The sequence below is a fragment of the Pseudomonas sp. NBB genome (assembly GCF_032701105.1).
GTDB classification, from domain to species: domain Bacteria; phylum Pseudomonadota; class Gammaproteobacteria; order Pseudomonadales; family Pseudomonadaceae; genus Aquipseudomonas; species Aquipseudomonas asiatica.
Genome location: NZ_CP103994.1, coordinates 2994622 through 3013619 on the forward strand (window position 1 = coordinate 2994622; position 18998 = coordinate 3013619).

Consider the following 18998-nt stretch of genomic DNA (forward strand, 5'->3'; position numbering starts at 1 on the left):
TATTGGGCCCGCCTGATCGCGGGCCTTTTTTTCATCGAGAGCGAGGGTTGCGAGATGAAAGAGTTTACTGCGATGGGTGGCGGCAGCGCACAGGATGACTGGCCAGAGCTCGAGCCGGACCGGCGCAATGACCGGGCAGATGATCCGGATGCCGACCCCAATGTGACAGATGACGAAGAAAACCGCCCGGGCGTACCGGCCAGCGACCCCGAGTCCGGTGCCTGACCGTCATGCAGACGGTCTGCGCGATCCCCTGTGGGAGATTGCCCAGCCCTTTGGGTCGCGCTTTCGCACAGATAACTGAATTCGCAAGCGATCCTCGTACCCTGTGGGAGCGGCTTTAGCCGCGAAGAATCCAACGCGGTGCATGGCACCGGCTGCGCCGGTGTTCGCGGCTAAAGCCGCTCCCACAGAGGATCGTGCCAACTTTTAGAATTTGAGCAGGACATTTGTTCCCGCACGGATTGTGCAGTCGGGGAATCACATTGTCGCCGCAGACTGGTTCGGCTTGCCGCCGGATACCCGCCAGCTCACCGCGGTAATCCCGTAGCGCTCGGCCATCGGCCTGCTGACTTTCCTGATTTTTTCGCGCCCGAACTTCGGAATGATGCCGATGCCCGCATCACAACTTGCCCAATGCCAGGCCTCGGCGTTGTCCAGCGTCTCCAGACGGATGATGAAACTGCGCGGCTTGCCATGCAGTTGGTAATCGATGATGTACAGCTGTGGGCCAGGCATCGCAGGGGCCTCCTCTTCTCCATGGATGACACCCTGATTGATCGGGGTACGGCCAGAAGATTCAAAAAAATGTCGAGCAACAGGTACCAAAGGCCATTGCAGCCTCGGTACACAGGAGGTGGCCGGCACCCGGCACTGCGGGTACCGGGTGCCCAGAAGCATTCAACTCACTGTTGGCGGCCCCCGCCGTGGCTGTTCTGGCCGCCCTTGCGACCGGCCTCCGATGCCCGTTGGCGGTCGTTGGCGAAGTTGCCGCCAGAAGCCTGCCCACCCTTATGCCCCGCGCGGGAGGCCCGTTCCCGGTCATTGGCAAAATTGCCAGGGTTGGTTTCCTTGGTGCCGCCGCGCTGGCTGGTTCGCTCTTGATCCTGCGCCATGTGGTATCTCCTTGCGATGGATTGGCTGCTCGCATGGATGTTTGCCATGCCTTGGTTCCGAGCCGCCGATCACAGACTTTGCTCAATGGTTTTGCCAGCAACTGACCAACGGCACCAAACGTGTGTCGGCAAAAGGTTTGGGCGGCGGATGCAGGCGGGTCGCACTTTCCTTCGCAAGCAGAGGTCTCAATAGGATGGCGACGGCCTATAATCCCGCCACACACACGCCCGATGATGCTGCTGAGGGCTGAACGTTCCGGTCTGCACAAGGCTCCGTCCATGAAGTCGTCCCCCAAGCAACCTGCCTCGCCCCAGAACCCGGCACTCAGCCCCAGCCACCTGGATTTCCCGGTGGTGGGCATCGGTGCATCGGCAGGCGGTCTGGAAGCGATCTGTACGCTGTTCCGGCAAATGCCCAGCGATTGCGGCATGGCCTTCGTCGTGGTCCTGCACCTGTCCCCCGACCACCAGAGCGTCGCCGACCGCATCATCCAGGAGACCACGCAAATGCCGGTGCGCCAGGTGACCGAGCCGGTGCCGATCGAGCGTAACCATATCTACGTGATTTCACCGGCCAATCGCCTGTCCACCAACGACGGCTACCTGCGGGTGACCCCGGCCAACCGGCGCCGTGGCGACCACGTGGCCATCGACCTGTTCTTCCGTGACCTGGCTGACGTGCACAAGGACCACGCCTTCTGCGTGGTGTTGTCCGGTACCGGTGCCGATGGCGCCGTGGGCCTGTCGCGGATCAAGGAGCAAGGCGGTGTGACCCTGGCGCAGACACCGGACGACGCCCAGTACGACAGCATGCCCCGTGCCGCCATCGAGACCGGCATGGTCGACCTGGTGCTGCCGGCGGCAGAAATGCCGCAGAAGCTGCTGGAGCTGTGGCGCAATGCCCGCCAGGTCCGGCTCCCGGAAATCGAGGACGACACCCTGCCTCCGGCCTTGGGCACCCGTGTCGGCGATGCCCAGGCCAGCGAGCCGATGCTCGAAGAGATCCTGCTGCAGTTGCGCAGCAATACCGGCCACGACTTCCAGCACTACAAGCGCGCCACGGTACTGCGACGCATCGAGCGCCGCCTGCATGTGACCGGCCAGGCAGACCTGGCGGCCTACCTGCATTACCTGGAACAGCACCCAGCGGAATCCCGGGCGTTGCTGGCCGACATGCTGATTGGCGTGACCAATTTCTTCCGCGACCGCGAAGCCTTCGAAGCCCTGGAGCGCCATGTGCTGCCGCAGCTGGTCTGCGAACGCGACCCGGCCGAGGGCGCAGACGAGATACGCGTGTGGTCGGCCGGCTGCTCCACCGGCGAAGAGGCGTACAGCCTGGCCATGCTGGTTTGCGAGCAGCTGGCACTGGAGCAGCGCTCGCACAAGGTACAGGTGTTCGCCACCGACCTGGACGAACGCGCCATCGGCATCGCCCGCAGTGGCTCATACCCCGAGGCGATCGTCACCGACGTGCCGCCCAGCCGGCTGCGCCAGTTCTTCCTCAAGGAAGACCAGCATTACCGGGTGCGCAAAGAGGTTCGCGAAAAGGTGCTGTTCGCACGGCACAACCTGCTGTCGGACCCACCGTTCTCGCAGATCGACCTGATTGTCTGCCGCAACCTGCTGATCTACCTGGACCGCGAGGTGCAGCGTGACATCCTGCAGATGTTCCACTTCGCTCTGCGCCCGGGTGGCTACCTGTTCCTCGGGTCGTCCGAGTCGGCCGACATGGCCAGTGAACTGTTCGCCCCGGTGGACAAACGCAACCGCATTTTCCGCGCACTCGATGCCAGCAATACCGGCCGCCGTTCCGGCCGTCAGCTGGCCGGCACATCTGCCGCCAGCATGCCACTGGAAACGCTGGCCAAGGCCAAGCCGGGGCGCAAGCCATCCTTCGCCGACCTGCACTACCGCGCTCTGGCGCGCCGCATGCCGCCCAGCCTGATCGTCGATATCGACGGCAATATCCTGCACATGAGCGAAGGCGCAGGGCGTTTCCTGCAACTGGCCGGTGGCGAACCGAGCCGCAGCCTGCTCAGCCTGGTGCTGCCGCCCCTGCGCCTGGCCCTGCGCAGCACCTTGTTCCAGGCGCGTCAGGGGACCGAGGCGGTGACCTCGCGCCCTGTCGACCTGGCGGAAACCATGGGCAAACTGCAGGTGGAGATCACCGTGCAGCCGTACAAGGACGACCTCAGCGCCAGCGATTGCCTGCTGGTGGTGTTCGAGGAACGCGCGCCCGACCCATCCCTGCCGTTGCCCGGCGTCATCCGCCAGACCGACAGCATGGTGCTGCACAACCTCGAACGCGAACTGCAGCGCACTCGCCTGCAACTGCAGGAAACCATCGAGCAGTCAGAGGTCTCCAGCGAGGAGCTGACGGCTTCCAACGAAGAGATGCAGGCCATCAACGAGGAGTTGCGGTCGGCCAGCGAAGAACTGGAAACCAGCAAGGAAGAGCTGCAGTCGATCAACGAGGAACTGCTCACGGTCAACTACGAGCTGAAGAACAAGGTCGAGGAAACCGACAAGGTCAACGACTACCTCAGCAACCTGATCGCCTGCACCGAGATCGCCACGGTGTTCGTCGACCGCAACCTGCATATCCGCTGGTTCACCCCGCGCGCCACCGACCTGTTCAATATGCTGCCGGTCGATACCGGCCGTTCCCTGCTCGACATCACCCACCGCCTGGATTACCCGGCGCTGGCCGACGATGCCCGCGCCGTGGCCCAGGGCGAGGCCATCATCGAGCGTGAAATCGGCGGCCAGGGCGATCACTGGTACCTGGCGCGCCTGCTGCCCTACCGCTCCAGCGAGCAGAAAATCGACGGCACGGTGCTGACCTTCATCGACATCAGCAGCAGCCATGCCGCCGAGGAGCGCGTGCGCCTGGGCGAAGAGCGCCTGAGCAAGCAGTTGGCCGAGACGCAGAGCAACAACCACATGAAGGACGAGTTCTTCGCCGTCATGTCCCATGAGCTCAAGCACCCGCTCAACCTGATCCAGCTCAATGCCGAAATCCTGCGCCGCCTGCCGTCGCTGCGCAACATCAGTGCAGCGAGCAAGGCCGTGGGTACCATTTGCGACGCGGTAACCAGCCAGGCGCGGATCATCGACGACCTGCTGGATGTGGCGCGCATTCGGACCGGCAAGCTTAAGCTCAAGACCGCACCTGTGGATCTGCTCGCCCTCCTGCAGGGCATCCATGATGTGGTGGTGAGCGAGCAACACCCCTGCCCGGTTCGCCTGGAGCTGCCCGCCGACACCCTGCCGGTGATGATCGAAGGTGACGTTACCCGCCTGGAGCAGATCATCTGGAACCTGCTCAACAACGCGCTGAAGTTCAGCCCGGCGGGCAATGAGATACGCCTGGTGCTGAGCCACGACGAAGACCACGCGCGGCTGCAGGTGATCGACCATGGCGTAGGCCTGAGCCACGACAGCCTCGAGCACATCTTCGACCTGTTCAGCCAGGCTACGCCGCAACAGGGTAGCCACAGCCGCGAGGGCCTGGGCATCGGTCTGTCGCTGGTACGGCAACTGGTCGAGGCCCATGGCGGTACCGTACGCGCCAAGTCACCGGGGCTTGGCCTGGGCTGCACCTTTGAGGTCACCCTGCCACTTTGCGATACGCAACTCCCGCAGCGTGAGCAAGGCTCGGAGCCACTGAGCGAGGGCCGCCTTAATGGAATTCGCGTGTTGCTGGTGGACGATTCCGTAGAAGTGCTGGCGGTAATGCAGGAGCTGCTGGAAATGGAGAGCGCCACTGTCAATGCCTTCAGCAAGCCACGTGAGGCCCTGGACGCCGCTGCGGGTGAGGAATACGACATCATCCTGTCCGATATCGGCATGCCGGTGATGGACGGCCATGCGCTGATCAAGGCCCTGCGTGGCTACGTGCACCTGCGCCATACCCCGGCCATCGCCCTGACCGGCTATGGCGCCAGCGCCGACCAGTACAAGTCCCGCCAGTCGGGCTTCGACCGGCACCTGAGCAAGCCGGTGGGCTATGACGAGCTGGTGGAGGCCATCGAGGCGCTGAGCGGCTCGGTGCCCTACTGACCGTTGGTCGCTTTAAACGCAACGTTCATTGCCGCCGGGGGCCGAATCTACATGGAATGAGGGATTCGCCCGGGAGCCTGAATGAAACCAGTCAAGCATCGCGCAACGATCATCTGCCGGCATGGCAAACAAACCCATAAATGGCTGTGGGTGAGAAAGCCCAACGCCGCCTGGACTCTGCCCGGCGGCAAGATAGAGCCCGGCGAGACGCCGGTGCAGGCAGCGGAGCGTGAATTGCTTGAGGAAACCGGGTTGCAAGCAGAATCGCTGACCCTGTTGATGCGCCATGAAGCGGCAGAGCGCATGCATTATGTGTTCGAGGCGGAGTTCGCCGACGCCCCGCATCCCAAGGCGCTGCATGAAATTGCCGATTGCCGGTTCGCTCACCCGGACCAGGTGCCCATGCTCAAGGACGAAATCAAGCTGCTGATCCGCTCGTTGCTGGCGTGTGACCGGGCAATGGCAGCGTCGGTCAGATAGATCTTCTTGACCTGTGCCGGCCCTTTCGCGGGTGAACCCGCTCCCACAGGTTCGGTGGAATGCCTGTGGGAGCGGGTTCACCCGCGAAAGGGCCGGCACAGGAATCAGCTAGGCATGCACACTCCACTGACAAGCCTCCGCCTCGATCGGCATCTCGTCTATGGCATGGATCATCCCGTTCGCCAATGCCTCCCGGGGCCCGAGTATCCGCGGGTAGGCCATCAGATACCGTGGTACATCCAGCACCTCGTCCGCCCCTTCGGTCCGCTCGGCGACGATTTGCGCGTACAGCCGCAGGTCATAATCCAGGCTCATCGCATATTCAGCCATGCGTGAGTGGTCGACCGAGCCATGCAAGGTCCAGTGGAAAGGATGAAACAGGAACTTGCTGTAACTGCATGCCGTGCGCCGTTCCCCGGCCAGGAAGATGATGTTGCCCATGGATTCCACCGTGCCCAGGTTGTGGGTATGCACCTCGACCGGTAACGCCCGCAGAAAGTTGTACAAGGTAAACCCGTAGCTGCACTCGCCGCCCATGGTGGCGATGTTCAGTTGCAGGACGTCGGCGCCCTGCTGCAACGCCCGCGAACAGGTGTTGATCAGGTTGCCGCAGGTGGATGAATTGATAGGCCCGGTGAAGTGGACGATATGTCTGGCCATGCTTGCCTCCAGGGTTGGCAGGTCATTCCTTGGTTGAATGCGCATCGTCACCCTGCCCGGCCATCTGCCGGTATTGCTTGCGCAGGGCATGCAGCTCGGCCGGATCCATGTCTTCAAGGTCCAGCAGCGCCTTGTGCGCCTTTTGGGTGGTGCGCAACAGCTCATCGATCTTGATGTGCAGTTCGTCGTTGTCGCGGTTCTGGGTGTTCTGGATCAGGAACACCATGAGGAAGGTGATGATGGTGGTCGAGGTGTTGATCACCAGTTGCCAGGTGTCGTTGAAGCCGAACAGCGGCCCGGTCACTGCCCAGATCAGGATCAGCAGGCAGGCGATGCCGAAGGTCAGCGGGCGGCCGGCCCAATTGGCCAGCCATTGGGCGAAACGGTCGAATTTCATCCTGGTGCCCTTCCTCGTAGCAGGTATGCGGTGGAAACGCCGCGGGCCGCAAAGTTCCACGCCGCATCAGCCTTTTCCGTTGGTCAACCGTGCTGAACCCTGGCCGCTGTTCACCAGTCGCACCTTCAGAGTGACCGAACAAGGACTGGCAATGAGGAAGGCAGCGTGAGCGATATCCGCATCGGCATCTCCGGTTGGCGCTACGGCCCGTGGCGCAAGGATTTTTACCCGAAGGGCCTACCCCAGGACGACGAACTGGCGTTCGCTTCGCGGGCGGTCAACAGCATTGAAATCAACGGCTCGTTCTACAGCCTGCAAACACCCGAACGCTACCAGGGCTGGCATGACCAGACGCCGCCCGGCTTCGTGTTCGCGGTAAAAGCCCCGCGCTACATCACCCATGTACGCCGGCTCAAGGACATCGAAGAAGCAGTGGCCAATTTTTTCGCTTCCGGGCCGCTGCTGCTCGGCAAGAAGCTCGGGCCATTCCTGTGGCAGTTTCCACCCAACATGAGGTTCGACGAGGCCCGCTTCGCCCGTTTTCTCGAACTGTTGCCGCACAGTCGCAAGGCTGCCCGCGAATGCGCGCAGGGGTGTGCGCAACAACTGCGGGACAACGGCAGCACCGATATCAAGGGCAACGCTCGGCTGCGCCACGCTGTGGAGATTCGCAACGAAAGCTTTTTGTGCGAAGCCTTCATCAAGCTGCTGCGCAAGCACCGGGTAGCGCTGGTCGTGGCCGACAGCGCCGGGAAATGGCCGTATGTCGAAGACCTTACCGCCGACTTCGTGTACATGCGCCTGCATGGCGATGTCGAGCTGTACAGTAGTGGCTATACCGCCCAGGCGCTGCGGCGCTGGAAGCAGCGCATCCAGCACTGGAGCCAGGGCCGCCAGGCCGACGATGCCCAGCTGGTGGTGCCTGGGCCGCCACCACGGCGCGCTGCCCGGGACGTCTACTGCTATTTCGACAACGACCAGAAAGTCCATGCACCTTATGACGCCCGGCGCCTGTTGCAGAAGCTGTCGCTGGACCATGAACTGATGACCGAGCCTGGCGTGGTGCCGGAGGTGACCCTGTGAACAGGACCCTGCCTGCCCCGCACGGCATCATCGACAAGATCACCGCCGTGCGTCGGCTGAATGTGCTGACGTTGAACGTGCACAAGGGCTTCACCTTCTTCAATCGGCGCTTCATCCTGCCCGAGTTGCGCGAAGCCGTGCGCGCCACCGGCGCCGACCTGGTGTTCCTGCAGGAGGTGCACGGCAGCCACCAGCAACATGCCCTGCGCCACCCGGCCTGGCCGGATACGCCACAGTACGAGTTCCTGGCCGACAGCATGTGGCCGCAGTTCGCCTACGGCCGCAATGCGGTGTACCCCCATGGGGACCACGGCAATGCGCTGCTGTCGAAATTCCCCATCAGCCGCTTCGACAACCTGGATGTCTCGGTGCAGGGCAACGAGCAGCGCGGGCTGCTGCATTGCCAGCTGGAGGTGCCGGGCCATGACCAGGTGCATGCGGTGTGCGTGCACCTCGGCCTGCGCGAGGCCCATCGGCAACGCCAGGTAAAGCTGCTGCTGGACCTGCTCGACAGCCTGCCGCCCAAGGCGCCGGTAATCATCGCCGGCGATTTCAACGATTGGCGGCTGAAGGCCGATGCCGTGCTATGCGAACACCTGGTAGAGGCCTTCGGCGAACATTTCGGCACCCCGGCGCGCAGTTTTCCGGCGCGTCTGCCGCTGTTGCGCCTGGACCGCATCTACCTGCGCAATGCCATGCCCGGCACGGCCCAGGTGCTGTCGAAGTACCCGTGGTCGCACCTTTCCGACCACGCCCCTCTGGCTGCGGAGATCAAACTGTGAACCGACCCTGGGTAGACGGCAACAGCGTGCAGTTGCTGATCAATGGCGAGCAATACTACCCCCGCGTGTTCGAGGCCATGGCCCAGGCGCGGGAGGAAATCCTGCTGGAGACCTTCATCATTTTCGATGACAAGGTTGGCCAGCAATTGCAGCAGGTGCTGATCGATGCCGCCCAACGCGGCGTACGTGTCGAAGTGGCCGTGGATGGCTATGGCACGGCCGACCTGCCCGACTCCTTCATTGCGGCCATGACCGATGCCGGGGTCAGTTTCCATGCCTTCGACCCTCAGCCAAGGCTGGTGGGCATGCGCACCAACCTGTTCCGGCGCCTGCACCGCAAGATCGTGGTCGTCGATGGCGAGCGGGCCTTCATTGGCGGCATCAACTACAGCGCCGACCACCTGGGCGACTTTGGTGCCATGGCCAAGCAGGACTATGCCGTGGAAGTCGCCGGCCCGGTGGTGGCGCAGGTGCATGCCGCCAGCAAGCGCTTGATGTCGCCGGTGCTGCAGCCGCCCAGCGCGGTACGGCCGCTGACCGAGCCTGCCGGTACCTGCAGCGCCGTGCTGGTCGAGCGCGACAACGGGGTGCGCAGCACCGATATCGAAGCCCACTACCTGCAGGCGTTTCGCAGCGCCCGGCAGCGCATCGTGGTGGCCAACGCGTATTTCTTCCCGGGCTACCGGTTGATGCGTGAACTGCGCAATGCGTCCCGGCGTGGCGTGGAGGTGCGGCTGATCCTGCAGGGCCAGCCAGACATGCGCTGGGTGCGGGCGCTGTCGCGGCTGTTGTACAACTACCTGCTGCGCGATGGTGTGGCCATTCACGAGTATTGCCAGCGGCCGCTGCACGGCAAGGTGGCGCTGGTGGACGATGAGTGGGCCACGGTCGGCTCCAGCAACCTGGATCCGCTCAGCCTGTCGTTCAACCTGGAAGCGAACCTGTTCATCCGTGACCGTGCCTTCAACCAGCAGCTCAACCAGCACCTGCAGCAGCTGGCCCACGAACAATGCAAGCCGGTCACCCTGGAACGCATGGTTCGCGGATACTGGTGGCGGGCGCCGTTGATATTCGTGTGCTTCCACGTGATCCGCCATTTCCCGCGGATTGCCGGCTGGTTCCCGGCGCACCGCCAGCACCTGCGCTCGGTGCAGCCGGAGGCCGAGGCACAGGGTGACTACCACGAGGGCCAAACCTGATGGCGCGTAAGAACTGGCAAACCTGGGGCAAGCGGCTGTTCACCCTGGCATTCCTGATCCTGATCCCTGCGCTATTGTACCTGCTGGCGCGCAACCTGGACTGGAACGAGGTGCGCCAGTCGTTGCTGGCCTACAAGCCCGGCACTCTGGCCATAGGCCTGGCGCTGGCCGGGTGCAGTTACCTGACGTTCGCCAGCTACGACCTGCTGGCCCGAGCCTACACCGGCCACCACCTGCCGGCACGTCAGGTTTTGCCAGTGGCTTTCGTGTGCTATGCCTTCAACCTCAACTTCACCACCTGGGTGGGTGGCGTTGCCTTGCGCTACCGGCTGTACAGCCGCCTGGGCCTGGACACGGCTACCATCACCCGCATCCTCACCCTGGGCCTGCTGACCAACTGGATGGGCTACATGCTGCTGGCTGGCACCGTGTTCGCCTTGCGCCTGGTCGAGCTGCCCGCCAACTGGGCGGTCGGTGCCAGCGGCCTGCAACTGATCGGCGTGGTGTTGCTGGCGATTGCCGCTGGCTACCTGCTGGCCTGTGGCTTCGCCAAAAAGCGCACCTGGCGCTGGCGCGACCATGAGGTAACGCTGCCGTCGCTGCGCCTGGCGCTGTGCCAGGTGGTACTGGGTGCCAGCAACTGGGCGCTGATGGCGCTGCTGATCTTCTGGTTGCTGCCTGGCGAAGCCTTTTACCCGTCGATTCTCGGCATCCTGCTGATCAGCTGCGTTGCTGGTGTGGTTGCGCATATCCCGGCCGGGCTGGGTGTGCTGGAAACGGTGTTCCTGGCCCTGCTGCATGGGCAGCTTGCCCAGGGCACGCTGGTGGCGGCCCTGCTGGGCTACCGCACGCTGTACTACCTGGTGCCGCTGTTGCTGGCGGTGCTTGTCTACCTGATCCTCGAGAAACGCGCCAAGGCCATGCGCCGGCGCGACAAGCCTGCCTAGACCTGACAAGGGCCATTGGCCCGGGAGGTGGCAAATGCGTGGCGCTGTCTTGAAGCCGATGTTGATATTGATGATGGCCAGCCTGCTCAGCGGCCAGGCCCTGGCCGAAGCCTGCAACGTGCTCACTCGCTCCTCCAGCGAGGCGGTAACGCCGGTGGAGCGACACAGCTGCTACAGCTACAGCAACCTGCCCGCCGAAGCGATCAACTGGTCGTGCAGCAATGAGAGCAAGGACATGCTCAACAGCGAAAAGCACAAGGTCGCGCGCTGTGCCGATGGCAGCGTTGGCAGTTGCATCGCGCCATTGACCCAGGAGGCATTGGCCAACCCCAAGGCAACTGGCGGTGACAAGCCGTCGTTGCCCAAGGATGCGCGGGTAATCACCTACTACTACGACACTCCCAGCCTGGGCCAGGCCCGCACCGATTGCGAGCGTAGCAACGGCATCTGGCAGACTCACTGATTCTGCAGGCTCGCGCGCTGCTTTTTGTGGGAGCGGCCTTGCGTCGCGAAAGGGCCGCAGCGCGGCCCCAGGATTTCAGCTTCGCACGGAAAATTGCCGGGGCCGCTTTGCGGCCCTTTCGCGACACAAGGCCGCTCCCACAGGATCATCACAGCCCTATAGACCTATGCAGAACCTATGGGACGGCGATGTTTCAGGGCGAGATCGGGTCACTCGCCGGGAAAGTCTCGTCCAGCGCATTGTCCACGGCACTTTCCTTGGTTTTTTCCCCGCAGTGGCAATCCGGCATCCGGCACGGCTCGCCATTGCGATGCCCGTTGGCACAGGCCTCGCAGCAATACACCTTGCCTTCGAGCCGCAAGGCATTGGCATCCACGGTGCAGGAACAATCTGCACAGGCACAACGCAACTCGTTCATGGCTTGCTCTCCTCGTCATCGATCACATCATCGGTCCACGGTTCGCCATCAAGCGGTGCGGAGCGGGCCAGTTCGGCTTCGTCCAGGCCTATGCCGCCGCCAATCTCATTGGCCTCTACCCGCCTAAGGGTCTTGTCTGCAGGGCCACCGCTGCCACCGGGTTCGTGCGGGTCACGGGCACCGGTCTCGTCCAGCAAGGTGTCCGGGCTCAGGTCGTCGTAGGTGACGTTGTCCTCGTGCAGGCTGTCGCTCAACGCCTCGCCGCCAGTCATGCCGCTTTCGGCCACGCGCCGGGGCGGGAACTCGCGGGCCACGTCCGCGGCCGGTCGCTCGTCACCCGCACGCCCCTCGCGCTCGTCCAGGCGCTCGTCGAAGTCCAGTTCATGCACGCTGCCCATGCGGTCTTCGGTGTCGTCGATTTCAGTGGGGGTATAGGGCTTCGGTTTTTCTGTTCGGGCCATGTGCGTTCTCCGTCAGGTGGCTTCATTCGGTCGACTGCACTTGCTGTTTGAAGATTCAGAGTTTTTTTGAACTACCGCCCGGGCCGTTGCCTCCCAGATTAGAGACTGCGAATCGCCCGGAGCCCGCCATGGCCAAGCCCCTGCAGGAATATGCGCGCAAGCGCGACTTCAATGCCACGCCCGAGCCCAGCGGCAAGCGCAGCCGTGGCAAGCGGGCCCACGCGCTGCAGTTCTGCATCCAGAAGCACGATGCCAGCCACCTGCACTACGACTTCCGCCTGGAACTCGATGGCACGCTGAAAAGCTGGGCCATCCCCAAAGGGCCGTCGCTGGACCCCAAGGTGCGCCGCCTGGCCGTGCACGTGGAGGACCACCCGCTGGACTACGCCGACTTCGAAGGCCATATCCCCGAAGGGCATTACGGCGCGGGCGACGTGATCGTCTGGGACCGGGGCATCTGGGAGCCCGAAGGTGATGCGCATGAGGCCTATGCCAAGGGCAAACTGCGTTTCCGCCTGCAAGGCGAAAAGCTCGGCGGTGTATGGAACCTGTTCCGCACCCACCTGGCCGGCAAGAAGGAGCAGTGGATGCTGGTCAAGTCGCACGACAGCCAGGCGCGCAGCGAAGCCGACTACAGCATCGTCGACGCCCAGCCCGACAGCGTGCTCAGCGACCGCACGCTGGTGCCGCGCAAGCCGACAGCAAAAAAGGCCGCCGCGCCACGTCGCAAAGCCGCCAGCAAAGGCCGGAAGGTGCCGTTGCCGGCGCAGCTGCAGCCACAACTGGCGACCTTGGTCGACTCCCCGCCCAGTGGCGACTGGCGCTACGAGGTCAAGTTCGACGGTTACCGCATCCTTGCCCGCATCGACGGTGATGACGTGCGCCTGTTCACCCGCAATGGCCATGACTGGAGCGGCAAGATGCCCAGGCAGGTTGCCGCTTTGCGCGCGCTGGGCCTCGATTCGGCCTGGCTCGATGGCGAGGTGGTGGTGGCTGGCGAAAACGGCGCGGCGGACTTCCAGGCGCTGCAGAACGCTTTCGACACCGAGCATGACGAGCACATCACCTATTACCTGTTCGACCTGCCCTTCCTGGGCAGCCAGGACCTGCGCCAGTTACCGCTGCAGGACCGGCGAGACACCCTGCAGCGCCTGCTGGAGCACAACGAATCGGACGTGCTCAAGTACTCCGACGATTTTGACCAGCCGGTCGAATCCCTGCTCGACAGCGCCTGCCGGCTGCAACTCGAAGGCCTGATCGGCAAGCGCGTCGACAGCCCCTACAGCGGCCGCCGAAGCCCCGACTGGATCAAGCTCAAGTGCAAGCAGCGCCAGGAGTTCGTGATCGTCGGCTACACCGACCCCAAAGGCAGCCGCAGCGGCTTTGGTGCCCTGCTGCTGGCCTTGCACGACAACGACAGCGGCGAGTTGCGCTATGCCGGCAAGGTCGGCACCGGCTTCAGTGCAACCACGCTGGCCAGCATCCATGCCCGGCTCAAACCATTGGAAACCGCCAAGCCGGCCCTGCCCAACCCGCCCACCGGGGCCGAAGCCCGGGGCGTGCACTGGCTGAAACCGCAACTGCTGGCCGAAGTCGCCTATGCCCAGATGACCCGTGACGGCATCGTGCGCCACTCGGTGTTCCACGGCCTGCGCGATGACAAACCGGCTACCGCCATCGACCTGGAGCGCAGCATGCCCGCCAAGACCCTGCCCAAGCGCAAGCAGGCCAAGGCCCCCGAGGCTTTGGGCGAGCTGCGCCTGACCCACCCCAAGCGGGTGGTCGACGCCACCAGCGGCGTTACCAAGCGCGAGGTCGCCGAGTACTACGCCGCAGTCAGCCAATGGATACTGCCCCAGCTCAAGAATCGCCCGGTGGCGCTGGTACGTGCTCCGGACGGGCTGGCCGGGGAGCTGTTCTTCCAGAAGAACGCCGGCCAGTTGCATCTGCCCAACGTGCTCAGCTATGACAAGGCCGAGGCCGGCCAGGCGGCGATGGTCATCAATCGCGCCGACACCTTGATCGGCGCAGTGCAGATGAACATGCTCGAACTGCACACCTGGAACGCCACCGACAAGGACTTCGACAAGCCCGACCGCTTCGTCCTCGACCTTGACCCGGACCCGGCACTGCCGTGGAAGGCCATGCTGGAAGCCACCCAACTGGCCCTCACCTTGCTGGATGAGCTGGGCCTGAAGGTTTTTCTCAAGACCAGTGGCGGCAAAGGCATGCACCTGGTAGTGCCCCTGACCCGGCGTGCCAGCTGGGATGAAGTCAAGGCATTCAGCCACGGCATCGTCGATTACCTGGCCAGGTTGTTCCCCGACAGGCTCAGTGCCGTGTCCGGGCCCAAAAATCGCATCGGGCGCATCTTCATCGACTACCTGCGCAACGGCAAGGGGGCTACCACCGCCTGCGCGTATACCCTGCGCGCACGCGAAGGCCTGCCGGTATCCGTGCCGATCTGGCGCGAGGAACTGCCGCAACTCAAGGGCGCCAACCAGTGGAACATCGGCAACGTGCTTGAACGCCTGGGTGATGTCGACGACCCCTGGGCCGATTATGGCAAGACCAGGCAATCGATCACCGTGGGCATGCGCAAGCAGCTGGGGCTGGCCTGATGACGGCTTGCCTTCAGCGCTACCCCCGCAATGCCTGACCAAGGAGCCGAGCCCATGAGCATTGTCCAGGATTTTGACCTGACCAACCTCGATCGCCTGTTGCGAGCCTTCGGCGAGCGGCAGCAACCGCTCAACCTCGATACCCAGTTGCCGCAGCTGATTCAGGCACTGCAAGCCGACCACCTCGACCTGCTGCCCCTGCCCGGCCAGGGCAATACGCTACGGCGCTGGCAAACCCTCGCCCGGGTGGCAGGCTGTGACCTGGTCTTGGCCAAGCTGTACGAGGGCCACACCGACGCGTTGGCGATCCTTGCCGAATGCGCGGCTGCACACCACGCTGCCGAGGGTATATGGGGCGTGTGGGCCGCCGAACCGCCGGATGCCCGCGCCTGCATTGTCGCCCGTGATGGCGACCAGGTCCGCCTGGAGGGTCGCAAGGCCTGGTGTTCGGGCGCACTGCAGATCGATCGGGCGCTGGTCACGGCCTGGGACCAGCATGACCAACCCCAGCTGGTGGCCATCGAACTGTCCCATCCCAGCCAGGGCCTTGCCATAGACCGCTGGCAGGCCATTGGCATGGCCACCACCGCCAGTGTCGAAGTCGAGTTCAACCACACCCCTGGCATCGCCATCGGCCGCCCCGGGCAATACCTGTCACGCCCCGGCTTCTGGCATGGCGGTGCTGGCATTGCAGCCTGCTGGTACGGCGCCGCCGAGGCGTTGGCCGATTACCTGCGCGAACACTGCCGCAACCCCCGCCCCGACCCACATGCCGACGCTCACCTGGGCGCAGTCGACTCCGCCTTGTACGGCGCCAGGGCGGCACTGCGCGAATGCGCGGCATGGATCGACCGCCAGCCAGGCTCAGACGCCAGCTTCGAAGTGCGCCGCACCCGCGCCCAGGTAGAACAGGCCGTTGAACAGGTGATCCACCACGTTGGCCGGGCGCTGGGCGCCACTCCTTTCTGCCGTGACAACCACTTTGCCCGGCTGAGTGCCGACTTGCCGGTGTTCCTGCGCCAGAGCCATGCCGAGCGCGACCTGGCGGCGCTCGGGGAGCAATTGGCAAAACAGCCGGCGGGAGTCTGGCAACTATGAGCGAGAACCTGATCCAGGCGAACAGCGGTACACCGTGGGCGGACTGGCAGCAGGCCGCGCACCTGGCCAGGGCCACCTGGATCACCCCTCAGCAATTGTGCCCGCCGGGCCGCCGCCTGGTGCTGCTGGCACCGCACCCCGATGACGAGATTCTCATGGCCGGCGGGCTGCTGGCGGGCTTCCACGGCCGGGAAGACGACCTGGTGTTGATCTCCGCCACCGATGGTGAAGCCAGCCACCCTGGCTCTACCCACTGGAGCGAACGCCGCCTGCGCCGGCAAAGGCCACTGGAGAGCCACCATGCCCTGCAACAGCTTGACCTAGACCTCGGCCGCCTGGACTGGCGACGGCTCCACCTCAAGGACGGCGCGTTGCCACGTGACGAGGCATTTCTGCTCAACCACCTGAGCCAGTTGCTCAGGCCTGACGACCTGCTGATGGCTACCTGGAGCGGCGATGGCCACTGTGACCACGAAGCCGTAGGCCGGGCTGCCGCGCAGGCGGCCCGGATGCGCAAGGCGCAATGCCTGGAAGTACCCGTGTGGGCGTGGCACTGGGCACGACCGGACGACCCGCGTCTGCCGTGGCCGCGTGCCCACCGCATTCAGCTGGACGAGGCCCGCCTGGCCCGCAAGCGCAAGGCCCTGGCCGCCCATGTCAGCCAACTCGAACCGGACGGCCAGCGCCCGCCCGTACTGCCGCCGAACTTGCTGGATTGTCTGCTGCAACCTTTCGAACTGGTGTTCCTGTAAATGGAGTTGTCATGAGCCTCGACCCACAGTATTTCGCCGACCTGTACGCCACCAGTGAAGACCCTTGGGCCTTTCGCACCCGCTGGTACGAAAAGCGCAAGCGCGAGCTGGTCATGGCCTGCCTGCCGCGCCAGTGCTACCAGCGCGTGTTCGAGCCCGCTTGCGCCAATGGCGAGCTCAGCGCCTTGCTGGCCGAGCGTTGTGCCAACCTGGTGTGCCAGGACCTGGACCCTACTGCGGTAGCGCTGGCCGGTGAACGCTTGGCTGGGCTGCGCAATGTCTCGGTGGAACTGGCGCGGCTGCCGGCGGACTGGCCAGGTGGGCGTTTCGACCTGATCGTGCTGAGCGAGGTGGGTTACTACCTCGACCCGACCGACTGGTTGCAGGTGATCGAACAGTCGGTGGCCAGCCTGACCTACGACGGCGGGCTGCTGGCCTGCCACTGGAAGCATCCCATCGCCGGCTGCCCGCAGGACGGGCGTGAAGTGCACCGCATGCTGGCCCGGCACCTTCCGCTGTATCTGCAGTTCCAGCATGACGAGGCGGACTTCTTGCTGGAGTACTGGTCCTCTCAGCCCAGCGTGGTCGACCTCGATGAGACCTGCCCATGATTGCCGTGGTGATCCCGGCCCACAATGAGGCCCGGCGCCTTGGGCGCTGCCTGCGGGCAGTACAGGCTGCCGCCCTGCAGGCGCAGCAGGCGGGGCACCAGGTGGAGGTGCTGGTGGTGCTGGACCGCTGCAGCGATGGCAGCGCCGCCGTGGCAAGGCGGTTCGGTGTACAGGTGCTGACCGTGGATGCCGGCAACGTCGGTATGGCCCGCCGGGTTGGCGCGGCATACATGCTCGAGCGCGGCGCGCAGTGGCTGGCGTGCACCGATGCCGACAGCAGGGTGCCGGCGCACTGGCTGCTGTCGCAACTGGCCTGCAGGGCCGAGGTAGTGTGCGGCACGGTGCACGTCGAGTACTGGCAACCCTGGCAGACAGCGGCCTTGCGCAAGCTGTACCACAGCCGTTACCAGGCACATGAAGGGCATCGGCATGTGCATGGGGCCAATCTGGGAGTGTGTGCCGACGCCTATGATCGCGTGGGCGGCTTCCAGCCACTGGCGGCGCATGAGGATGTGCAACTGGTCAGCGACCTGCAGGCCAGTGGTGCGCAGATCGTATGGACCGCCAGGCACAGCGTGGCCACCAGCAGCCGGCGCGACAGCCGCGCCCGCGAAGGGTTTGGTGATTATCTGGCGGGGTTGCAGACTCAGATCTGATGCTGGTTTGCAGGCGGCGCGTACCCTGTGGTAGCAACTGTCTTGCTCAAATTCTAAAAGTTGGCGCGATCCCTGTGGGAGCGGCCTTGTGTCGCGAAAGGGCTGCAAAGCAGCCCCAGCAATTTCAACTGTTGCGCATCAATCCTGGGGCCGCGTTGCGGCCCTTTTGCGACACAAGGCCGCTCCCACAGGTACAGCGACAACCTCGAGAGCAACGCTGTACCTGTGGGAGCGGCTTTAGCCGCGAAGAATTCAATGCGGTGCATGGCACCGGCTGCGCCGGTGTTCGCGGCTAAAGCCGCTCCCACAGGAGCCCCGCGTTATGTACAGTTCCATGCGAGCTGGCTTGCGGGGACGATCTCTTTCACGACGCCTTGCGTGTCTTCTTCGCCGGCTTCTTGCCACCGAGGCTGCGCTTGAGCAGTTCGGTGAGGTCGAGGATGTCCGCGCCTTTCCCTGCTTCCGTCGCCTCGCCCTTCTCCACGGTCTCGATCTTGCCCTTGCTGGCCTTTTCTTCCACCAGGTCCATGATGGTCTGGCGAAAGGCATCGTGGTAATCCGCAGGCTTCCACTGCCCGCTCATGTCTTCGACCAACCGCTTGGCCATGCCCAGTTCGCGCTTGTCCACCTTGGCCTCGGTGACGCTGCTGTCCAGCTCCAGCGTTTCCAGCCCACGCACTTCTTCAGGCCAGCGCAAGGTGATCATCACCAGTGCATCATCCAGCGGCCGCAACAACGCCAGGTGCTGGCGGGTGTGCAGCACTACCGTGGCCAGCGCCACCTTGCCGGTCTTCGCCAGGGTTTCGCGCAGCAAGGCGTATACCTTGCCGCCACGGCGGTCGGGGGTAAGGTAATACGGCGTGTCGAAGTGCTGCAGCGGGATCTCGCCAGCCTCCACGAAGGAAAAGATATCGATCGTCTGGGTCGCCTCGGGCCGGGCCTTGCGGATTTCCTCCTCGCTGATCACCACGTAGCGGCCCTTCTCGAACTCGACGCCCTTGACGATGTTTTCCTTGTCGATTTCCTTGCCAGTGACCTTGTTCACCCGCTTGTAGCCGACCGGCTCCATGCTGCGCTTGTCGAGCCAGTCGAAATCGACCCGCTCGGTGCGCACCGCGGTATTGAGGGCCACGGGGATATGCACGAGGCCGAAACTGATGGCGCCTTTCCAGATTGCCCTAGCCATTGAAGGT

20 protein-coding genes are annotated in these 18998 nt (G+C 64.1%); 13 read left to right on the forward strand and 7 right to left on the reverse strand.

The annotated features are described in order from the left end of the window. The first annotated feature begins 54 nt into the window (after positions 1 to 54). Complete coding sequence (locus tag NY023_RS14135) at positions 55 to 225, forward strand: hypothetical protein (protein ID WP_155252250.1); 171 nt, start codon at positions 55 to 57, stop codon at positions 223 to 225. Positions 226 to 480: 255 nt separating this feature from the next. Here the strand turns inward: NY023_RS14135 and NY023_RS14140 are convergent, their stop codons facing one another. Both NY023_RS14140 and NY023_RS14145 read right to left on the reverse strand, forming a co-directional pair. Continuing rightward, a complete protein-coding gene (locus tag NY023_RS14140; protein WP_013972621.1) occupies positions 481 to 738 on the reverse strand; it encodes a DUF6555 family protein in 258 nt (85 codons plus the stop codon). 167 nt (positions 739 to 905) lie between these two features. Next, positions 906 to 1115 carry a general stress protein gene (locus NY023_RS14145; RefSeq protein WP_003259459.1) on the reverse strand — a complete coding sequence of 70 codons (210 nt, stop codon included), beginning with the start codon at positions 1113 to 1115 and terminating at the stop codon, positions 906 to 908. A 279-nt stretch (positions 1116 to 1394) separates the two neighbouring features. Here NY023_RS14145 and NY023_RS14150 point away from each other — a divergent pair, with 279 nt between their 5' ends. Then, positions 1395 to 5177: a CheR family methyltransferase gene (locus NY023_RS14150; protein WP_013972622.1), complete on the forward strand. Its 3783-nt coding sequence runs from the start codon at positions 1395 to 1397 to the stop codon at positions 5175 to 5177. 81 nt (positions 5178 to 5258) lie between these two features. After that, entirely contained in the window at positions 5259 to 5657 is a 399-nt protein-coding gene (locus tag NY023_RS14155) for an NUDIX hydrolase (RefSeq protein WP_024087133.1), read from the forward strand. 108 nt (positions 5658 to 5765) lie between these two features. On the opposite strand, the gene NY023_RS14160 is transcribed toward NY023_RS14155, so the two are convergent. Beyond that, a complete protein-coding gene (locus NY023_RS14160) occupies positions 5766 to 6317 on the reverse strand; it encodes an ATP-dependent Clp protease proteolytic subunit (RefSeq protein WP_003259457.1) in 552 nt (183 codons plus the stop codon). Between the two features lie 22 nt (positions 6318 to 6339). After that, the gene (locus tag NY023_RS14165; RefSeq protein ID WP_003259456.1) at positions 6340 to 6714 is read right to left on the reverse strand and encodes a low affinity iron permease family protein; all 375 of its coding nucleotides are present in this window, start codon (positions 6712 to 6714) and stop codon (positions 6340 to 6342) included. A gap of 165 nt (positions 6715 to 6879) precedes the next feature. Here NY023_RS14165 and NY023_RS14170 point away from each other — a divergent pair, with 165 nt between their 5' ends. From NY023_RS14170 to NY023_RS14190, 5 genes are read left to right on the forward strand one after another with little or no spacing between them, the layout of a single operon-like run. Continuing rightward, positions 6880 to 7797: a DUF72 domain-containing protein gene (locus NY023_RS14170; RefSeq protein WP_013972625.1), complete on the forward strand. Its 918-nt coding sequence runs from the start codon at positions 6880 to 6882 to the stop codon at positions 7795 to 7797. Next, positions 7794 to 8579 (forward strand): endonuclease/exonuclease/phosphatase family protein, encoded by a 786-nt coding sequence (locus NY023_RS14175; RefSeq protein ID WP_013972626.1) that lies wholly within the window; start codon positions 7794 to 7796, stop codon positions 8577 to 8579. Before NY023_RS14170 ends, NY023_RS14175 begins: the two co-directional genes overlap by 4 nt. After that, positions 8576 to 9778, forward strand: coding sequence for a cardiolipin synthase ClsB (clsB, locus tag NY023_RS14180; RefSeq protein WP_013972627.1), 1203 nt, complete (start codon positions 8576 to 8578; stop codon positions 9776 to 9778). Before NY023_RS14175 ends, clsB begins: the two co-directional genes overlap by 4 nt. Next, a complete protein-coding gene (locus NY023_RS14185; protein ID WP_013972628.1) occupies positions 9778 to 10725 on the forward strand; it encodes a lysylphosphatidylglycerol synthase domain-containing protein in 948 nt (315 codons plus the stop codon). The genes clsB and NY023_RS14185 overlap by 1 nt, the downstream gene beginning before the upstream one ends. A 34-nt stretch (positions 10726 to 10759) precedes the next feature. Further along, positions 10760 to 11188 (forward strand): hypothetical protein, encoded by a 429-nt coding sequence (locus NY023_RS14190; RefSeq protein ID WP_023661124.1) that lies wholly within the window; start codon positions 10760 to 10762, stop codon positions 11186 to 11188. Between the two features lie 193 nt (positions 11189 to 11381). Here NY023_RS14190 and NY023_RS14195 read toward each other — a convergent pair whose 3' ends face one another. Together NY023_RS14195 and NY023_RS14200 are read right to left on the reverse strand one after the other, a co-directional pair. After that, positions 11382 to 11606 carry a metallothionein gene (locus NY023_RS14195; RefSeq protein ID WP_023661123.1) on the reverse strand — a complete coding sequence of 75 codons (225 nt, stop codon included), beginning with the start codon at positions 11604 to 11606 and terminating at the stop codon, positions 11382 to 11384. After that, positions 11603 to 12067 (reverse strand): hypothetical protein, encoded by a 465-nt coding sequence (locus NY023_RS14200; protein WP_013972631.1) that lies wholly within the window; start codon positions 12065 to 12067, stop codon positions 11603 to 11605. The genes NY023_RS14195 and NY023_RS14200 overlap by 4 nt, the downstream gene beginning before the upstream one ends. A 128-nt stretch (positions 12068 to 12195) precedes the next feature. On the opposite strand from NY023_RS14200, the gene ligD reads away from it, so the two are divergent. Genes ligD through NY023_RS14225 form a run of 5 tightly spaced genes read left to right on the forward strand, consistent with a single transcriptional unit; the run spans position 12196 to position 17805 of the window. Next, positions 12196 to 14688 (forward strand): DNA ligase D, encoded by a 2493-nt coding sequence (gene ligD / locus NY023_RS14205; protein ID WP_013972632.1) that lies wholly within the window; start codon positions 12196 to 12198, stop codon positions 14686 to 14688. Positions 14689 to 14742: 54 nt separating this feature from the next. Next, a complete protein-coding gene (locus tag NY023_RS14210) occupies positions 14743 to 15786 on the forward strand; it encodes an acyl-CoA dehydrogenase family protein (protein WP_013972633.1) in 1044 nt (347 codons plus the stop codon). Next, complete coding sequence (locus tag NY023_RS14215; RefSeq protein ID WP_013972634.1) at positions 15783 to 16538, forward strand: PIG-L deacetylase family protein; 756 nt, start codon at positions 15783 to 15785, stop codon at positions 16536 to 16538. The genes NY023_RS14210 and NY023_RS14215 overlap by 4 nt, the downstream gene beginning before the upstream one ends. Positions 16539 to 16549: 11 nt before the next feature. Further along, on the forward strand, positions 16550 to 17149 hold the full coding sequence (locus NY023_RS14220) for a class I SAM-dependent methyltransferase (RefSeq protein ID WP_013972635.1): 600 nt from the start codon (positions 16550 to 16552) through the stop codon (positions 17147 to 17149). Beyond that, positions 17146 to 17805: a glycosyltransferase gene (locus NY023_RS14225; protein ID WP_013972636.1), complete on the forward strand. Its 660-nt coding sequence runs from the start codon at positions 17146 to 17148 to the stop codon at positions 17803 to 17805. The genes NY023_RS14220 and NY023_RS14225 overlap by 4 nt, the downstream gene beginning before the upstream one ends. Positions 17806 to 18169: 364 nt before the next feature. Here NY023_RS14225 and NY023_RS14230 read toward each other — a convergent pair whose 3' ends face one another. Next, on the reverse strand, positions 18170 to 18991 hold the full coding sequence (locus NY023_RS14230) for a Ku protein (protein WP_013972637.1): 822 nt from the start codon (positions 18989 to 18991) through the stop codon (positions 18170 to 18172). Positions 18992 to 18998: the final 7 nt, after the last annotated feature.